A 16,091-nucleotide genomic window follows, 5' to 3' on the forward strand; every position below is an offset into this window, starting at 1 on the left:
CGCCGCCGGAAAGCCGGTCTCAGGGGCCTCGCGACCGGCGGGCGGCGAGTTCGGGAACCGTCCAGAACAACGCTATGCCGGTGATCACGAAGGCTACCGAAAGCCCGAAACCCGCGTCGTAGCCGCCCGTCAGGTCGTGCAGGTAGCCGGCGACCCAGGATCCGACCGCGGCCCCGAGTCCCTGCCCGGTGGTGATCGTGCCGTAGATGACCCCGAGGCCGCGCCCGGCGAACAGCGTGGCGGCGATGGTCGAGACGACCGGGCCGCGCGCGCCCATGCTGACCCCGAAGAACACCACGAACACCACCACCAGCGCGAAGCCGGGTGCGCTCTGCATGGTGAACAGGGCGGCCACGCCGGTGATCGTACAGAGATAGCTCACGGTCGCCGTGACCCGGTTGCCGTAGCGGTCGGCGGCGGTGCCGGTGACCAGCATGCCGGCGATCGACAGCACGCCGGTGAACCCGAAGGCGCCGGCGGCCTCCAGGGGCGAGAACCCCTGCTCCACCAGATACGCGACCGACTGCAGGCTGACCGAGTACACCGCGACGGCGGTCAGGAAGAACACCAGGAACAGCGCCCAGAACGGACGCCCGCGCATCGCCGGCAGCAGGCCGGCCCCGACCGCCGCCGTCCCGACGCGCCGATCGGCGACCCGTCCGAGCGCGATCGCCGACCATGGCAGCAGGGCGACCGGCAGCGCCGCCAGCAGGACGCCGGCGCCGAGCCAGGCATAGGCGGTCCGCCAGCCGTCACTCTGAATCAACACCTGGGTGACCGGCACCAGGACCAGCGTCCCGGTACCGAGCCCGGTCGAGGCGACCGCCATGGCGGTCGCCAGCCGGCGGTCGAACCAGCGGCTGATCAGCGCCGAGGCCGGGATCATCCCGAGCGACGCGATGCCGAGGCCGCCCATCAGCCCGACGCTGAGATACAGCTGCCACAGGCTGGTCATCGAACCGGCCAGCAGGAAGCCGCCGCCGAGGCAGAGCAGACCGGCGACGTAGAGGATACGGGGGCCGAACCGGTCGAAGGCCAGGCCGACGAACGGCGACGCCAGGCCGTTGGCCGCCATGTAGACCGAGTAGACCGAGGTCAGGTCGCCGCGGTCCCAGCCGGTCTCCTCGCCGATCGGCAGCAGGAACACCGCATAGGTCTCGCCGGCGCCGCGCGCGAGCGCGTTCAGCACGAAGCAGAGGGCCAGCACGCCGAGAGCGGCGAGACCGCCCGCGGAGGCCTGGGCTCGGGTCATGACGGACCGAGTGTAGGAGGCGCAATCCGCCCGCGAAACCGCGCAGGCTGGCATCGCTGCCATGGCGTTCGAACATGACGGGCCGGTTCCGCCGGACCCGCGAATCGGAGGCCGGCCGCGGCGGCTCCCTACGTCTCGGTCTCGAACCAGTCGGCCGGCACCTCGGCGCCGGCGATCACCAGGCAACACTCGCCGACCAGCTGCCCGCCTCGGCCCTCCAGCACCGCCGCCAGTTCGGACAGCCGGCCGCGCACCACTTCCTCGTGCAGCTTGGTGAGCTCGCGGGCGAACGCCGCCGGGCGGTCGCCCAGCACCGCGATGGCGTCCTCGATCAGCTTCCCCACGCGATACGGGCTCTCGTAGAACACCAGGGTATGCGGCGAGGCGGCGTCGACCTCGATGAAGCGCCGGCGCGGACCGCCCTTCTTCGGCGCGAAGCCGCGGAAGGTGATGCCGTGCACCGGCAGGCCGGACAGCACCGCCGCCATCACGAACGCCACCGGCCCCGGCACCATCGAGACCGCGACCCCGGCCCGGGCGGCGGCCCGCACCAGGGTGAAGCCGGGATCGCTCACCCCCGGCGTGCCGCCGTCGGTCGCCACCGCGACCCGCTGGCCCTCGGCCGCCCAGCGCACCAGGGTCGCGGCCATCTGGCGCTCGTTGTGCTCGTGATAGGCCACCATGCGGGTCTTGATCCCGGACAGCGACAGCAGCCGGCCGGTCCGCCGTGTGTCCTCGCAGGCCACCACGTCGGCCGCCTCGAAGGCGGCGCGCGCCCGCGGGCTGAGGTCCTCGAGGTTGCCGATCGGCGTCGCCACCAGCTCGATCATGCGTCCGCTCCCTGCTCCGTCTTGCGGATGCGGCATACGAAGAACGATTCCATGAAGGTCGAGGGCACCACCCGCAGGGCGTGCCGCAGGTCCGGGTGATAGTCCCGGTTCTCCCAGCGCGCCAGGCCGGGCATGACCTCCGGGATCGCCAGGTCGATCGGCTCGACCCGGGCGTCGGGATTGTGCCGCAGCAGGTGGTCGAGCGGCGCCTCGTTCTCCTCCGGCGCGATCGTGCAGGTCGAGTACACCAGGATCCCGCCCGGCCGCAGCCGCTTGAACGCCGCCACCAGCATGCGCTGCTGCAGCCGGCTCATCTGCTCGATCCGCTCCGGGCTCCAGAACTTCAGGGCGTCGGCCCGGGACAGGTCGGCCATGCCCTCGCCGGAGCACTGGGCGTCCAGCAGGATGCGGTCGAAGTCAGCCTCCACGAACTTGTCCAGGTACTGACCAGGATGATTCGTCATTTCGACGATATTAACATTCAATAAATCAATAACTTCTGATAGTTTCTTGAGACGTCCCTTGATGCCGTCGTTGACCGTCAGCCGGGCCGCGTTGCCGGTCAGCGCGGCGATATGGGCGGCCTTGCCCCCGGGAGCCGAGCAGACGTCGAGGATGTCCTGGCCCGGCCGCGGGTCCAGGGCCAGCCCCGGTATCAGCGACGACGCGTTCATCACGTAGACCTCGCCGGCCGCATGCGGGGCGCTCTCGGTGATCGCGCGCTTGTCGCCGACGATGTGGAAGGCGTCCGCGCACCAGGGAATCGGCTCTAGTTCGGTCAGCGCCCGCAGCTCGCCCAGCACCGCCTCGACCGGCCGCCCGGCCAGCGGGTTGAGGCGCAGGCTGGACCGCCGTTCGCCGGTCAGCCGGAGCTCGACCTCCTGCGGCCGCATACCCCAGACGGCGGCGGCACGTGCCAGGAACCGGTCGCGGCGGCGGGCCTCGGCCGGGTGGCGGCGGGACAGGGAGTCGCGTGGACGATGGACGGCGCGGGCCATAGCGCGGTCATACAGACCTGCCGCGCCGCCGTCACCTGGGTTACGCGATCCCCGCCGCCGGGTCGTCGGGTGCCGCCATCGGCAGCGACACCGAGATCGTGGTGCCGGCGCCGGGTCGGCTGTCGACCTCGACCGTTCCCTGGTTGCGCTCGACCAGCGCCTTGACGATCGACAGGCCGAGCCCGGTGCCGCCCTCGCGATGGGCGTGCGACGGGTCGCCGACCTGGTGGAACGGCTCGAAGATCTTGTCGATCTGGTCCGGCGCGATGCCGATGCCGTGATCGCTGACCGCCAGCCGCAGCCGGTCGTCCTCGCGCACCACGGAAAGCCGCACGACCCCGCCGGCCGGCGAGAACTTGACGGCGTTGCTCAGCAGATTGACCAGGATCTGCCGGACCGACCGCGGGTCGGCCAGGGCCGGCGGCAGGTCGCGCGCCAGGTCGGCCTCCAGGCGGATGGAGTGCGAGCGCGCCACCGCCCGCATCAGCCGGACCGCCTCGGCGACCGCCCGCCGCGGGTCGATCGGCCGCGGATGGACCGCGAACCCGCCGGCGTCGAGGCGGGTGAAGTTCAGGATGTCGTCGATATGCGACAGCAGGATGCGGCCTGCCTGCAGCACGTCGCCGAGATACTCCCGCCGCTTCGTCGGCGACAGCCTGGCCTCCAGCAGGATCAGGGTCTCGGAGAGACCGAGAATGGCGTTCAGGGGCGTCCGCAGCTCGTGGCTCATCCGGGCCAGGAACGCCGACTTCGCGGCATTCGCCTCCTCGGCCGCGTCGACCGCGTCGCGCAGGTCCAGCTCCGCGCTCTTGGTCTGGGTGATGTCGGTGGCGATCAGCAGGGTGCCGCCGCCCACGAGCTTCTGGTCCTTGGCGCGGAACCAGCGTCCGAAGCGCTGGATGTCGACATAGCCGGCCGGATTGCGGAACTGCTCGAGGCGCTCCGGCACCGCCCGCTCCGGATCCTCGATGATCCCGCGCTCTCCGAACGCCTGCAGGATCGCCGCCATCGTCGTGCCGGGCACCAGCACGTCGTCCAGCCCCGGATGCAGATCCTTGAACAGCCGATTCGCGAACACCAGCCGCTCATCGGAATCGAACAGCGCCACCAGGTCCTCGATGGCATCGAGCGCCCGGATCAGCCGGTCCACGGTATCGCGGGCCGAGCGCTGTTCGGTCACGTCCTCGCGGATCGCCACATAGCCTTCGTGCCGGCCGTCGGCCGAGCGGAACCGGTTCATCCGCAGCGTGAATACCCGCTGCCGCCCGGCCCGGTCGCGGTTGTGGACCTCGCCGTAGTAGTAGCCGGTCTCGGAAAGCCCGCGCCGGACCTCGGCGACGAGCTGCACGGCCCCGTCGTCGCCGTACAGGATCGAACTCGGGCGCCGCCCGATCGCCTCGTCCCATTTGACTCCGAAGGTCTCCAGGAACGGCTCGTTCATCCAGACCAGCCGGTAGTCCAGGTCCATCACGTAGGTCGGGTTGACGCTGTGCCGGACGATCTCCGCCAGCCGGGCGTTCTCGGCGATGTGGCGCTCGATCGCGGCGCGCCGCTCCGCCAGTTCCTCGCCGCGCTCGATGACCTTGGTCTCCAGCCACTCGCGGGCCCGACGATGGGCGATGCTCAGGCCCAGCAGCCCGACGGCGTCGCGCAGCATGCGCTCGACCGGCGCGAAGGCGGCGACATCGGTGACCCGCAGGCGCAGCACGCCGAGGCGCTCGCTGCCCGGGCCGATCTCGTAGACATAGGTCCAGTCGCCAGAGGCCGGCGGCTCGACAGGCGTCTCGGAACTCAGATCCGCCTCGGCCTCGACGACCAGCGGCAGTGCGAGACAGGCGCGCCGGATGGTCGCGGCCATCACCGGTCCGAACGGCAGCGACTGCACGCGGCTCGCGAGATCCAAGAGGATCGGTCCGGCCTCGGCCGTGATCGTTCCGGCATCGCGAAGACGCACGCTGCCGCCCTCCATGCTCCGTCGCGGCAACGCCACCGCGCGTCCGGGGGCACGTCCTTCGTCCCGACTGTCGGCCGACACGCTTCTGCGATCTGTCGAACTGTCGACCGGTCCTGCCCCCCAACCCGGATGGACCGGTTTCACGCGTCGGCCGGAGCCGCCACCGCGAACAGCATGATGGCGGTTGCGGCGGCAAGGTTCAACGAGTCCGCGCCGACCCGCATCGGAATTCTGACGAGATGGTTGCAGGTTACCGCAATCCGCTCGGGCAGGCCGCTCTGCTCGTTGCCCATCACCAGCAGCGTCGGCGGCCCGCGCGTGATCGACTCGGGCCGGTCGGAGGCCGCCAGATGGGTCCCGACCGTGCGGCCGCCCCAGCCGGGATGCCAGTCCAGGTAGCCATGCTCGTCGAGCCGGACCAGCGGCACGTTGACGATCGACCCCATCGACGCCCGCACCGCCTCGGTCGAGTAAGGGTCCACGGTGTGGCCGATCAGGATGATGCCCGCCACCCCGAAGGCGTCGGCGCTGCGCACGATCGAGCCGAGGTTGCCGGGATCGCGGATCCCCTCGAGCGCCAGCCAGGTGACACCGGGCCCGGCCCGCACCGTGTCGATCGGCGCCCAGCGCTGCTCGATCACCGCGATCACGCTCTGGGCGTTGTCGCGCCGCGCCACCCGGGTCATCAGCTCGTCGGTAACCGTAAGCACCCTGCCGCCGCCGGCCCGGCAGCCCTCGATCGCCTCGCGCAGCAGGGCGCCTGAGCCGGCGCTCTCCGACAGCACCAGCCGGCGCACCCGCCAGCCCCGGCGCACCGCCTCGACCACATGCCGCAGTCCTTCCGACAGGAACGCGCCCTGCTCGCTCCGGCCCTTCTTGGATTCCAGCGCCCGCAGCGCCTTGATCTCGGGATTGGCGGCGCTGCTGATCACCACCGGGCTCGGCTCAGGCATCGCGGCTCCAGCTGACATAGAGAGAGGTCGGCAGCAGCCGGCCGGTGGTTTCCTCGCGCAGCGCCATCTCGCCCACGGAAATGCTCCCGGGCAGGCCGGCGAAGGCGTCCTCCAGCAGCCGCTGCAGGGTCAGCATCGACAGATGCGTGGCGTAGGCCGTCAGCACCAGGGTCGACGACCGCTCGTCCATCAACGCCCGGCAGTCGGCCAGCAGCTGCGGCAACTGCTCCTCCAGCCGCCAGACCTCGTTCTTCGGGCCGCGACCGTATTTCGGCGGGTCCAGCACGATCACGTCGTAGCGGCTGCCGCGCCGCACCTCGCGGGCCGCGAACCGGGCGGCGTCGTCGCAGATCCAGCGGATCGGGGCGTCCGCCAGCCCGGACATCTCCTGATTGACGCGGGCCCAGGCGATCGCCTTCTTCGAGGCGTCCACATGGGTGACCTTCGCACCGGCCGCCGCCGGCAACAGCGAAGCCATGCCGGTGTAGCCGAACAGGTTCAGCAGCGCGGTCTCGCCGGCGCGGGCCTGGACCACGTCGACCACCCGGTCCCAGTGCACCCGCTGCTCGGGAAAGATCCCGAGGTGGCGGAACGCGGTCAGCTGCGCCTCGATCCGCACCGGCCCGTAGGCGATCGGCCAGGGTGCCGGCAGCCCGCCGGCCTTGGCCTCCCAGCGCCCGCTGCCCTCCTCCTCGCGCCCGGCCAGGAACCGCGCATCGGCCACCGCCCAGCGCTCGGCCGGCAGCGACCGGTGCCAGATCGCCTGGGAGTCCGGGCGGTCGAGCAGCAGGCGGCCGAACCGCTCGAGCTTGCGGCCGTCGCCGCTGTCGAGCAGCGCGTAGTCCGGCCATGCCTCGGCCACCAGAATCTCGGGTACCAGCGCTGCCTCCCTTGCCGTCGGTGCGCGGCGAAACTACAGGCCCGCGGCGCCCGGCGCGAGCCCGTTAGAACGTCAGGTCGGCGGGCTGCAGGGTCGCTGCCTCGAGAACCGGTTCCGGCCCGGCCCCGCGCCGCCAGCCGGTCGCCACCAGGAAGCGCCCGGCCATGACCTCCTGATGGAAGCTCCAGGCCGACTCGTCGTCGGCGATCGCCGGGGTGAACCGGATGCAGGGCGGGTCGACCTCGAACCAGAACTCGTCGAGCGACTGCGACAGCCCGCGGCCGGTCGCCTTGATATAGGCCTCCTTCAGGGTCCACAGGCGCAGGAACCCCTCGGTCCGGCGGGCCGGCTCCAGGGTTGCCAGCCACTCCGCCTCGGCCCCGAAGAAATAGCGGTCGGCGACCTCCAACTCGACCTTGCGGTCGATCGCCTCGGCATCGACCCCGAGTTCCAGCCCGCGGGCGGCGGCGACCGCGACCAGGCCGCCGGTGTGCGACAGGTTGAACTGCACCACCAGCGGCCGGCCGTCGCACAGCGCCACCGGCTTGCCCTTCTCGCCGGCTTCATAGTGGAACGCGGCCGGCAGTTCGCCGGTCTCGGCGGCCAACAGCCTGCGGGTCAGGGCATGGGCGGCGATGTATTCGACGCGGTTGCGCTCGAAGGCGAAGCGGGCGGCCCGGGCGCGCTCCCGGTCGTCGAGGATCTCCCGCCAGGGCGCAACGTCCGCCTCGGTCAATCCGCCGACCGGCATTGCCCACAGCCGGACGGTCGTTCCGGCCGGCTCAGCCATCGGCCGCCGGCCCGGTGAATCCGACGGTCGCCTTGCCGGTGGCCACCGTCTCGCCGTCGGCGAGGTTCCGGATCGCCACCTTCACGATCGCCGAGCGGACCGCCTCGGAAAGCTGGTCGACGGTCCCGGTGACCGACAGCCGGGCGCCGACCGGGACCGGGCGCCGGAACTGCATGGCCACCGACTGCAGCAGCGCGTTCTCGCCCGGCAGGTGGACCCCGACGAGCCGCGAGACCAGCGCCGTCAGATAGGCACCGTGCACCACCCGGCCGTCGAAGCCGCGCGACCGGGCGAAGCCGGCATCCATGTGCAGCGGACTGACGTCGCCGGACAGGGCGGCGAAGCCGTCGATATCGGCGGCCGGGACCTCGACCTCGAAGGCGGCCTGCTGGCCGACCCGCAGGTCCTCGAAGGCGATGCGCGATACGACGGCGGTCATGGCCGCTCCCGATGGAACCCGACAGCGACGATCATCGGGCGCGGCGAGGCACTGTCAACCGCCGGTCAGAAGCCGAACTCCGGCTCCGACGGGCCCAGGATGGCGGTCGCGGCCGGCGGCTGCCATGCCGTGGCGATCTCCGCCGACAGCGCTGTCAGCAGGCTCTCGACGTCGGCCCGCGCGGTGTCGTGCATGGCCTCGGCGACGATCAGCACCGCCCGGGTGCCGTCGCGCACCGCCGACAGCCCGCTCTGCCGGTTGGTCCAGCGCCGGGCATGGGCGTTGCCGTCGGCGTCGGCGAACACCACCTCGCCCTCGGCCGGGTTCTCGGTCTCGCCGCCGAACGTCAGGTAGCGCTCGCTCCCGGTGGCGTAGCGGACCTGCAGCGAGCCGGCGATCCGGGCGACGTCCAGCACGGCGACCGGGATGGCGGTCGCCAGCGAGAGGGCGTTGCACAGGTCGACCAGCGGGTGCAGACGGGGCAGCGCGCCCTCCTTGCGGAACCGCCGCAGCAGCGCCTCCGAGGCGCAGCGATACTGGGTCGGCTTCAGCCCCATCCGCGAGAAGGCGCGCCGCCAGGCCTGGATCTCCGGAAGCTCGCCCTCGGTGCTGCCGTCGAGCCGGCTCCGCGCCGTCGCGCCGTAGCGGTCGACCGCCGCCGCGACGTCGGCCGCGGCATCGATCCCCTCGACGAACAGCGCCCCGGCCGCCAATTCCGGGAAATCCCGCCAGATGTCGCTGGAATGACTGAAACGCATGGGGTCACCTCGTCGCTGTACCGGCGACAGGAGACGCTGTCCGGCCGGCCGGGTCTTGAACGGAATTGCGGTCGGCGCCCTATCCGCGCACCGCCTGCGCATAGGCCCCGGGCGACAGCCCGAAGCGCCGTGCGAACACCCGGGTCATATGGCTCTGGTCGGCGAACCCGCTGTCGGCCGCCGCCTGGGCCAGCGGAGTGCCCGCGGCGATCAGGCGCCGGGCGAGGTCGGTCCGGCGCTGCACCTGATAGGCGTGCGGGGTCAGCCCGGTCGCCCGCGTGAAGGCGCGGATCAGCTGAAACCGGCTGAGGTCGCAGGACCGCGCCAGCTCGGCCAGGGTGACCGGGGCCGCCGGATCGTCGTCGATCCGGCTGCGTGCCCCGGCGATCCGGTCGGGCACCGCACGATCGGTGCGTGCCGGCATGCTCGCCCCCAGGGTCGCCAGCAGCGGCGGCAGCAGTTCCTCCCCGCGCAGCGCCTCGGCACCGGTGGTCAGGGCCGCGAACAGCGCCGCGAGCCGGCGCCCGACACCGCCGCCGGAGATCACCGGGCTGGCGAACTCGTAGCTCCCACCGTCCCCCTCGGTCAGGTCGTCGACGGCGTCGGCGACCAGCGCCGGCTCGAAATACAGGATCCGCCAGGCCCGCCCGCCCTCGCCGATCGGCATCCCGTCATGGACCTCGCCCGGATTGACGGTGATGACGTCGCCGGCACCGGCCTCGACCGTGCCGCGGCCGCTGAGCGAGCGCTGGGCGCCGCGATGGATCATCCCGATGCCGAACCGGTCATGGGTGTGCCGCGCGAAACTGTGGCGGCTCGCCGCCTCCACCGCCTCGACACCGGGCATCGCGCAACGCAGCATCCTGAAACCGCCGCGGGACATGCTTCACCTCCGATTTCCCGGATAGCATGGTTGTGCGAGCGGCGGCCATCGTGGCGACCGCACCGGTTCGGGAGTACACCGGCCCATGTCGACCATCGAGACCGCCCCGCTGACCGCCGAGCGCTGGCCCGACTTCGAGGCGGTGATGGGCCCGCGCGGCGGCGCCGGCGGCTGCTGGTGCATGCTGTGGCGCCTGCGCAAGCACGACTACGACGCCATGAAGGGCGCGGCCAACCGCGACGCCATCCGCTCGGTGGTCGAGGCCGGGCCGCCGCCCGGCGTTCTCGCCTATGACGGCGACCGGTGCGTCGGCTGGATCTCGGTGGCACCGCGCGCGGCGTTCCCGCGGCTGGAGACCTCGCGGGTCATGCAGCCGGTCGACGATACCCCGGTCTGGTCGGTGTCGTGCTTCCTGATCGCCAAGACCCACCGCCGCCGGGGCGTCGGCGTCGCCCTGCTGGAGGCGGCCTGCGCCCTGGCGCGCGAGCACGGGGCGCCCATGGTCGAAGGCTATCCGGTGGCGCCCGGCAGGGACGGCTATCCCGACACCTACGCCTGGACCGGCTTCGACGAAGTGTTCCGGCGGGCCGGGTTCCGGGAGGTGGCGCGGCGGTCGGAGACGCGGCCGATCATGCGGCGGGCGGTGTAGGGGACGAGGTCGGGTGCGCGGAGGGGTCGGGACATGGCCGGTCTCGACCCGTTGCGGCCGTTTCGGCCGGAAGGCTCAATTAGCGAAGGTGACTAACTTGGCAGGATTGTCTCGGTGAGATCGTAATGTCGCTCGGTATGCATCGACCGGCCCGTAGAAATTGAGCGGTGCGCTGTATCAGCGCTCAGCTAATGGATTCCCGTGTATGATGGTTTGTGTACTGATGGGGAAAGAGGCATGTCGAAGGTCGAATTCGCCGACTGGGCAGGTAGATACCTCCCGCCTGCCTGCATGAAACTCTATCTCTACCTAAGTGGATCCGACGGCAAGAAGCCTTGCGCAATGCTTGAGGGCTGGCGGCCCGGCAATGCCCAACCGGGAGAAGCGCGCCAGGGCGATACCGTTGCTCACATTAAGACATTCCCGATTCGGCAGATGGAGCGCGACGAGGCGCTCGCCTGGGCGGCGGCAATGGCGGATGAGCATGGGTATCCACTGATCTTGCTGAAGGACGACCTGCCACCTCGCGAATAATGACCCGAGATTCCCGAACAACCCCGATCGGCCTGTTCCACTTCGCGATGTCGTATCACCGTGCCGCCGTAGCGCTCGCCCTGAATTCCGAGAGTTATCCATTCAAAAATGTGCCGAGCATATTTCTATTCAGCCACGCTATTGAACTCTACATGAAAACCTTCCTTTTGCATGTCGGCATCGGTACTTCCGAACTGCGGCGGGCGCACGGTCACAACCTCCGTGCGACGTTCCAGGCGTGTCGCGATCGAGGGCTTCCCGACGTTCGAAGCGTCAGGTTCTGCGCGCGCCTCTTGGACGATGTCAGGGTCACCACCCGATATCGGTATATCGAGACCGGCACGACCAAGCAGCCAGCACTTGCCAGCCTCAACCAAGCCTGCGAGGGACTGCGGGATCACGTCTATGTGGCCCTGAAGGCAGCAGGCGAACGAGTGCACTCACCTCGCCTGTACTTCGGTGACGACGGTCACCAAGTTCCCGATCGATGGCGGCTGTTTGCGCAGGATCGCCAAGTTCCTCCAAAGTCGAATGGACCGAGCGACACCTCCACCGCTTCTTGAATGCCGCAGCTTGCGCGCGCAAGGACGGGTCACAAGGACCTGTGGTCCCGCCGTTCGGGCGACGTCGGACCCGGAAGGGTCATTCTTGCCGACGCTATGGGAGATCGGTCCAAGTACAAAGCTGGCGTCGGACTAGGCGGATATCATGGGGATCAATTCGGCAACGTTCCTCGGAGCCTAGCTGTGCCGGCTCAAACGGCTGTATCGCCTGCGCGTGACCTTGCCCATCGCATCCCGTCCCCCCCTCATCGAGGGGAACAGCTTAACCGGCTATCCGGATTTCAGGAGCCGCCTCAAAAGCCCGACAGCCCTGTGCAAGCGCTATCGCGCGACCCAGCACTACATCAACTTTGACGCGATTAAGATAAATTGGGCCATCAAAACTAAATCAGATACTCGACAGTATTGATTTCACAACATTAATGCCTTCTTCTGTAAGATTCATGTTCTTATCGACAATTCCTTTGTCTGTAATGTCTTTTAGAAATGCACGTGGAAGACCTTCTTCTAATAGTGCTTTTTTGACTATGGAATTAATTTCACTGTTCACCCGACGTGGGGTCAGATGTAGATTAGTTTTCTGAACGATAATTCTCTTCAAATATTCCATATAAGCTAAATCTAAATCTTCCAATGGAATACGCCTTCTCCTATCTTCAGAGCGCATAAGTTTGTGTCGCATTTCTGCAATTTCACGATGGGCATTTGTAAGTTTTTCTTCTTGTTCTCCTAACTTCATAAATAGGTTTTCCTTTTCTTTTTGATCCAATTTAGCGCGCTCCGCCAAATCATTAATAATAGTGTTCTTTGTTTCTTCCGCCTCAGATACTTCTGCTTCTTCTTGTTGTATTTTATCTCTTGCTGCCTCACGATCATAAGGAATTCGTTCAACGGCCGACTTTAGTCCACTATATCCTTCATCCAAATGCGACAACTTCTCGCCAAACCCAGCCTCTACTCGACCAAGTATTTCTGAGACTTCTTTGGTAAACTTATATGTATTATCGTAAAATATGTTGGCAGTTTCTGTTGCCTTAAAATAAAACACAACAGAAAGTCCAATAGAAAATAAAGCAAGTATCAAAGCCAGAAGATTGGAAAAATCAAATGTACTAACGGCTTTGGTTAAGTCCGCCTCAATAATTTTATAAACCACAACAGCAACCAAGGAGATAATTACGAGTATTTTAAGCCAATTATCTCGATTGGCTATCTTTTCGGCAGGAGTTAACCTTATGCCATTCTTTTCGACCATCATGTCCGCGTTCCCACTTCATGCGTCGCCTTAGAGGATCACCTTCTGCGTTTAAATGTACCACCTATAAGAGCGTCAATGCTACGCTTAATCTTATTTTAATATTACCTTATGTAATTGATTATAAATAGATCCTCACCAATAAATAATAAAAAATGAAATTGTATTGAATCGTTATATTTTAACAATGTAATCGAATGACGAACAAGAAAATAGAACACGCAATAACCATTGTTTGTTCATCTGCTCTCCGATGGAGGCGCTGGTACGTTCGCTGAAATCAACGTAGGTTTATCGCCTGACTGAACGATCTTCGGCTTGGGAGGGGATGGCGCCTTCATCCGCACTCCGGACAAGGTCATAGAAAGACGCAGATGGCCGGAATCCACCCAATTCAGCCAGGTCCGACGTCGCGGTTCACTTCCACCCTCATACCGCCATGTGGCGTTCCAGTTCGGCGCCCAGCGCCCCGCGCGGGTCGCCCGAGGCGACCACCCTGCCCCGGTCCAGCACGAACACCGTGTCGGCCAGTTCCCGGGCGAACTCCAGGTACTGCTCGACCAGCAGGATCGCCATGTCGCCGGTCGAGCGCAGGAAACGGATGGCGTTGCCGATGTCCTTGATGATCGACGGCTGGATGCCCTCGGTCGGCTCGTCCAGGATCAGCAGCCGCGGCCGCGTCACCAGGGCCCGGGCGATGGCGAGCTGCTGCTGCTGGCCGCCCGACAGATCGCCGCCGCGGCGGTCCATCATGGCGTCGAGCACCGGGAACAGCTCGAGCAGATTGTCCGGCAGGCTGCGCTTGGCCCTGGGCAGGGCGGCGAAGCCGGTCAGCAGGTTCTCGCGCACGGTCAGCAGCGGGAAGATCTCGCGGCCCTGCGGGACATAGGCGATGCCGCGCCGGGCCCGCTCGAACGGCGGCAGGGTGCCGAGATCCTCGCCCTCCCAGCGCATGGTGCCGCCGCTGATCGGATGATGGCCGACGATGCCGCGCAGCAGGCTCGACTTGCCGACCCCGTTGCGCCCGAGCACGCAGGTCACCTTGCCGGTCCCGGCCGTCAGGCTGACCCCCCAGAGCGCCTGGGCGGCGCCGTAGTGCAGGTCGATCCGTTCCGCTTCCAGCATCGTTCAGCGCCCCAGGTAGACTTCGATGACGCGCTCGTCGGCGCTGACCTGGTCGAGCGAGCCCTCGGCCAGCACCGCGCCCTCGTGCAGCACGGTCACCCGCACCCCGAGGTCGCGCACGAAGGTCATGTCGTGCTCGACCACGACGACCGAATGGGTCTCGGCGATCCGCCGCAGCAGGGTCGCGGTCTCGGCGGTCTCGGCGTCGGTCATGCCGGCCGCCGGCTCGTCGACCAGCAGCAGCGCCGGGTCCTGGGCCAGCAGCATGCCGATCTCCAGCCACTGCTTCTGGCCGTGGCTGAGATTGGCGGCCTCCATGTCGCGAAGGTCGCCGAGCCGGATGATGCCGAGAAGCTCCTCGATCCGTTCGCGCTCGCTCGATCCCTCACGCCGGAACAGCGCGGCGAAGGTGCCGCGCCGGCCGGCCAGAGCCAGCTCGAGATTGTCCCAGACCGTGTGATGCTGGAACACCGTCGGCTTCTGGAATTTTCGTCCGATGCCGAGTTCGGCGATCGACGCCTCGTCGAGCCTGGTGAGGTCGACATTGCCGTCGAAATAGATCGTCCCGGTATCGGGCCGGGTCTTGCCGGTGACGACGTCCATCATCGTCGTCTTGCCGGCGCCGTTCGGTCCGATGATCGCCCGCATCTCTCCGGCCTGGATGATCAGCGACAATTCGTTCAGCGCCTTGAACCCGTCGAAGGAGACGGAAACGCCGTCGAGATAGAGCAGGGTTTCGGTTTCCGGTCCGCTCATCCGCCTACTCCGCCGGTTCGGTCTTGAGACGGCCGCCGTCCGGGCCGTCCGTGTCCGTCACGGAGACGCCCGCTTCCGCCGCGGCCGACGCCCGCCGCTGTTTCAGGGCCGTCCAGCCGCCGCCCAGGGTGCCCATGATGCCCTTGGGCAGGAACAGCGTGACCCCGACAAAAAGCCCGCCAAGAGCGAACAGCCAGTACGGCGCCAGCGCCCCCGTGGTGAACCAGCTCTTTGCAAAGTTGACGACAATCGCCCCGACAATCGGTCCGACCAGCAGCCCCCGTCCGCCAACCGCGACCCAGATCACCACCTCGATCGAATTGGCCGGCTCGAACTCGCCCGGATTGATGATCCCGACCTGCGGAACATAGAGAGCGCCTGCGATTCCGGCCATGCAGGCGGACAGGACCCAGACCACCAGCTTGTAGTTTTCGACCCGGTAGCCGAGGAATCGCGTCCGGCTTTCGGCATCGCGAATAGCCACGATCACCTTGCCGAAACGCGAGGAAATGATTGATTTGCAGATCAGATACGCCAGCGCCAGCGCCAGTGCCGAGGCGGCGAAGAGGGCGGCGCGGGTCTCCGGCGCCTGGATGTTGAAGCCGAGGATGTCCTTGAAGTCGGTGAGCCCGTTATTGCCGCCGAAACCGAGGTTGTTGCGGAAGAAACCGAGCATCAGCGCGAAGGTCATCGCCTGGGTGATGATCGACAGATAAACCCCGGTCACCCGGCTGCGGAAAGCGAACCAGCCGAAGACGAAAGCCAGGATTCCCGGGGCCAGCACCACCATCAGCATGGCATAGGGGAACGACTGGAAGCCATACCAGGCGACCGGCAGTTCGTCCCAGTTGAGGAACACCATGAAATCCGGCAGCACCGGGTCGCCGTAGACGCCGCGGGTGCCGATCTGGCGCATCAGGTACATCCCCATCGCATAGCCGCCGAGCGCGAAGAAGGCGCCGTGGCCGAGCGAGAGAATGCCGCAATAGCCCCAGATGAGGCCGACCGAGAGGGCGAGAAGCCCGTAGGTCAGGTACTTGCCCATCAGCGGGATGGCGTAACCCGGTATGTGGAACGGGCTCGCCGGCGTCGTGTAGAGGGCGAGCGCCGGGACCACGATGGCGGCCGCGACAAGCACCAGGATGACGAAGAAGGCGCTGCGGTCGAAACCGTTGCGGATGAAGGAACCGATCATGCTTCGATCGCCCGGCCGCGAAGCGCGAACAGGCCGCGCGGGCGCTTCTGGATGAAGAGGATGATGAAGACGAGCACCAGGATCTTGCCGAACACGGCGCCGGCATAGGGCTCGAGGAACTTGTTGGCGATGCCGAGGGTAAAGGCGCCAACCAGCGTCCCCCACAGATTGCCCACCCCGCCGAAGACCACCACCATGAAGGAGTCGATGATGTAGCTCTGGCCAAGGTTGGGACTGACATTGTCGATCTGCGAAAGCGCCACGCCGGCCATGCCGG

General features: G+C 67.1%; 18 protein-coding genes. 3 read left to right on the top strand and 15 right to left on the bottom strand.

Features of this window, described 5'->3' with window-relative positions; all coding sequences use genetic code 11:
• Window positions 1–19: 19 nt before the first annotated feature.
• The 10 genes from RIC31_RS25840 to RIC31_RS25885 form a co-directional block, all read right to left on the bottom strand.
• Window positions 20–1,252 (bottom strand): MFS transporter, encoded by a 1,233-nt coding sequence (locus tag RIC31_RS25840; protein ID WP_350115157.1) that lies wholly within the window; start codon window positions 1,250–1,252, stop codon window positions 20–22.
• 128 nt (window positions 1,253–1,380) lie between these two features.
• Window positions 1,381–2,082, bottom strand: a complete 702-nt coding sequence (rsmI, locus tag RIC31_RS25845; RefSeq protein WP_350115160.1) for a 16S rRNA (cytidine(1402)-2'-O)-methyltransferase — start codon at window positions 2,080–2,082, stop codon at window positions 1,381–1,383.
• Window positions 2,079–3,080, bottom strand: coding sequence for an RsmB/NOP family class I SAM-dependent RNA methyltransferase (locus RIC31_RS25850; RefSeq protein WP_350115163.1), 1,002 nt, complete (start codon window positions 3,078–3,080; stop codon window positions 2,079–2,081). Before RIC31_RS25850 ends, rsmI begins: the two co-directional genes overlap by 4 nt.
• Window positions 3,081–3,120: 40 nt before the next feature.
• Window positions 3,121–4,983: a sensor histidine kinase gene (locus tag RIC31_RS25855; protein ID WP_350115166.1), complete on the bottom strand. Its 1,863-nt coding sequence runs from the start codon at window positions 4,981–4,983 to the stop codon at window positions 3,121–3,123.
• 191 nt (window positions 4,984–5,174) lie between these two features.
• A complete protein-coding gene (locus tag RIC31_RS25860; protein ID WP_350115169.1) occupies window positions 5,175–5,987 on the bottom strand; it encodes a TrmH family RNA methyltransferase in 813 nt (270 codons plus the stop codon).
• Window positions 5,980–6,849 carry a class I SAM-dependent methyltransferase gene (locus tag RIC31_RS25865; RefSeq protein WP_350115172.1) on the bottom strand — a complete coding sequence of 290 codons (870 nt, stop codon included), beginning with the start codon at window positions 6,847–6,849 and terminating at the stop codon, window positions 5,980–5,982. Before RIC31_RS25865 ends, RIC31_RS25860 begins: the two co-directional genes overlap by 8 nt.
• Window positions 6,850–6,931: 82 nt before the next feature.
• Window positions 6,932–7,657: a 4'-phosphopantetheinyl transferase family protein gene (locus RIC31_RS25870; RefSeq protein ID WP_350115174.1), complete on the bottom strand. Its 726-nt coding sequence runs from the start codon at window positions 7,655–7,657 to the stop codon at window positions 6,932–6,934.
• Window positions 7,650–8,096, bottom strand: a complete 447-nt coding sequence (locus tag RIC31_RS25875) for a MaoC family dehydratase (RefSeq protein ID WP_350115177.1) — start codon at window positions 8,094–8,096, stop codon at window positions 7,650–7,652. The genes RIC31_RS25870 and RIC31_RS25875 overlap by 8 nt, the downstream gene beginning before the upstream one ends.
• Window positions 8,097–8,161: 65 nt before the next feature.
• Window positions 8,162–8,854 (bottom strand): B3/B4 domain-containing protein, encoded by a 693-nt coding sequence (locus RIC31_RS25880; protein WP_350115180.1) that lies wholly within the window; start codon window positions 8,852–8,854, stop codon window positions 8,162–8,164.
• Window positions 8,855–8,933: 79 nt separating this feature from the next.
• Entirely contained in the window at window positions 8,934–9,737 is an 804-nt protein-coding gene (locus RIC31_RS25885) for an AraC family transcriptional regulator (protein WP_350115183.1), read from the bottom strand.
• 85 nt (window positions 9,738–9,822) lie between these two features.
• On the opposite strand from RIC31_RS25885, the gene RIC31_RS25890 reads away from it, so the two are divergent.
• The 3 genes from RIC31_RS25890 to RIC31_RS25900 all read left to right on the top strand — a co-directional run bounded on the left by RIC31_RS25890 (window position 9,823) and on the right by RIC31_RS25900 (window position 11,483).
• Entirely contained in the window at window positions 9,823–10,386 is a 564-nt protein-coding gene (locus RIC31_RS25890; RefSeq protein WP_350115186.1) for a GNAT family N-acetyltransferase, read from the top strand.
• Window positions 10,387–10,623: 237 nt separating this feature from the next.
• Window positions 10,624–10,920, top strand: coding sequence for a hypothetical protein (locus RIC31_RS25895; protein ID WP_350115189.1), 297 nt, complete (start codon window positions 10,624–10,626; stop codon window positions 10,918–10,920).
• Window positions 10,920–11,483: a HEPN domain-containing protein gene (locus RIC31_RS25900; protein WP_350115192.1), complete on the top strand. Its 564-nt coding sequence runs from the start codon at window positions 10,920–10,922 to the stop codon at window positions 11,481–11,483. The genes RIC31_RS25895 and RIC31_RS25900 overlap by 1 nt, the downstream gene beginning before the upstream one ends.
• 388 nt (window positions 11,484–11,871) lie before the next feature.
• On the opposite strand, the gene RIC31_RS25905 is transcribed toward RIC31_RS25900, so the two are convergent.
• The 5 genes from RIC31_RS25905 to RIC31_RS25925 all read right to left on the bottom strand — a co-directional run.
• A complete protein-coding gene (locus RIC31_RS25905; RefSeq protein WP_350115195.1) occupies window positions 11,872–12,741 on the bottom strand; it encodes a hypothetical protein in 870 nt (289 codons plus the stop codon).
• Window positions 12,742–13,167: 426 nt separating this feature from the next.
• Window positions 13,168–13,863, bottom strand: a complete 696-nt coding sequence (gene urtE, locus RIC31_RS25910) for an urea ABC transporter ATP-binding subunit UrtE (protein ID WP_350115198.1) — start codon at window positions 13,861–13,863, stop codon at window positions 13,168–13,170.
• A gap of 3 nt (window positions 13,864–13,866) precedes the next feature.
• Window positions 13,867–14,619 (bottom strand): urea ABC transporter ATP-binding protein UrtD, encoded by a 753-nt coding sequence (gene urtD / locus RIC31_RS25915; RefSeq protein ID WP_350115201.1) that lies wholly within the window; start codon window positions 14,617–14,619, stop codon window positions 13,867–13,869.
• A 4-nt stretch (window positions 14,620–14,623) separates the two neighbouring features.
• Entirely contained in the window at window positions 14,624–15,814 is a 1,191-nt protein-coding gene (urtC, locus tag RIC31_RS25920) for an urea ABC transporter permease subunit UrtC (RefSeq protein ID WP_348203535.1), read from the bottom strand.
• Window positions 15,811–16,091: ABC transporter permease subunit (locus tag RIC31_RS25925; protein ID WP_502990148.1), on the bottom strand; the 281-nt coding region annotated here is incomplete at its 5' end. The genes RIC31_RS25925 and urtC, both read right to left, overlap by 4 nt.

This window comes from Thalassobaculum sp., assembly GCF_040219615.1.
Taxonomy (GTDB): Bacteria; Pseudomonadota; Alphaproteobacteria; order Thalassobaculales; family Thalassobaculaceae; genus Thalassobaculum_A.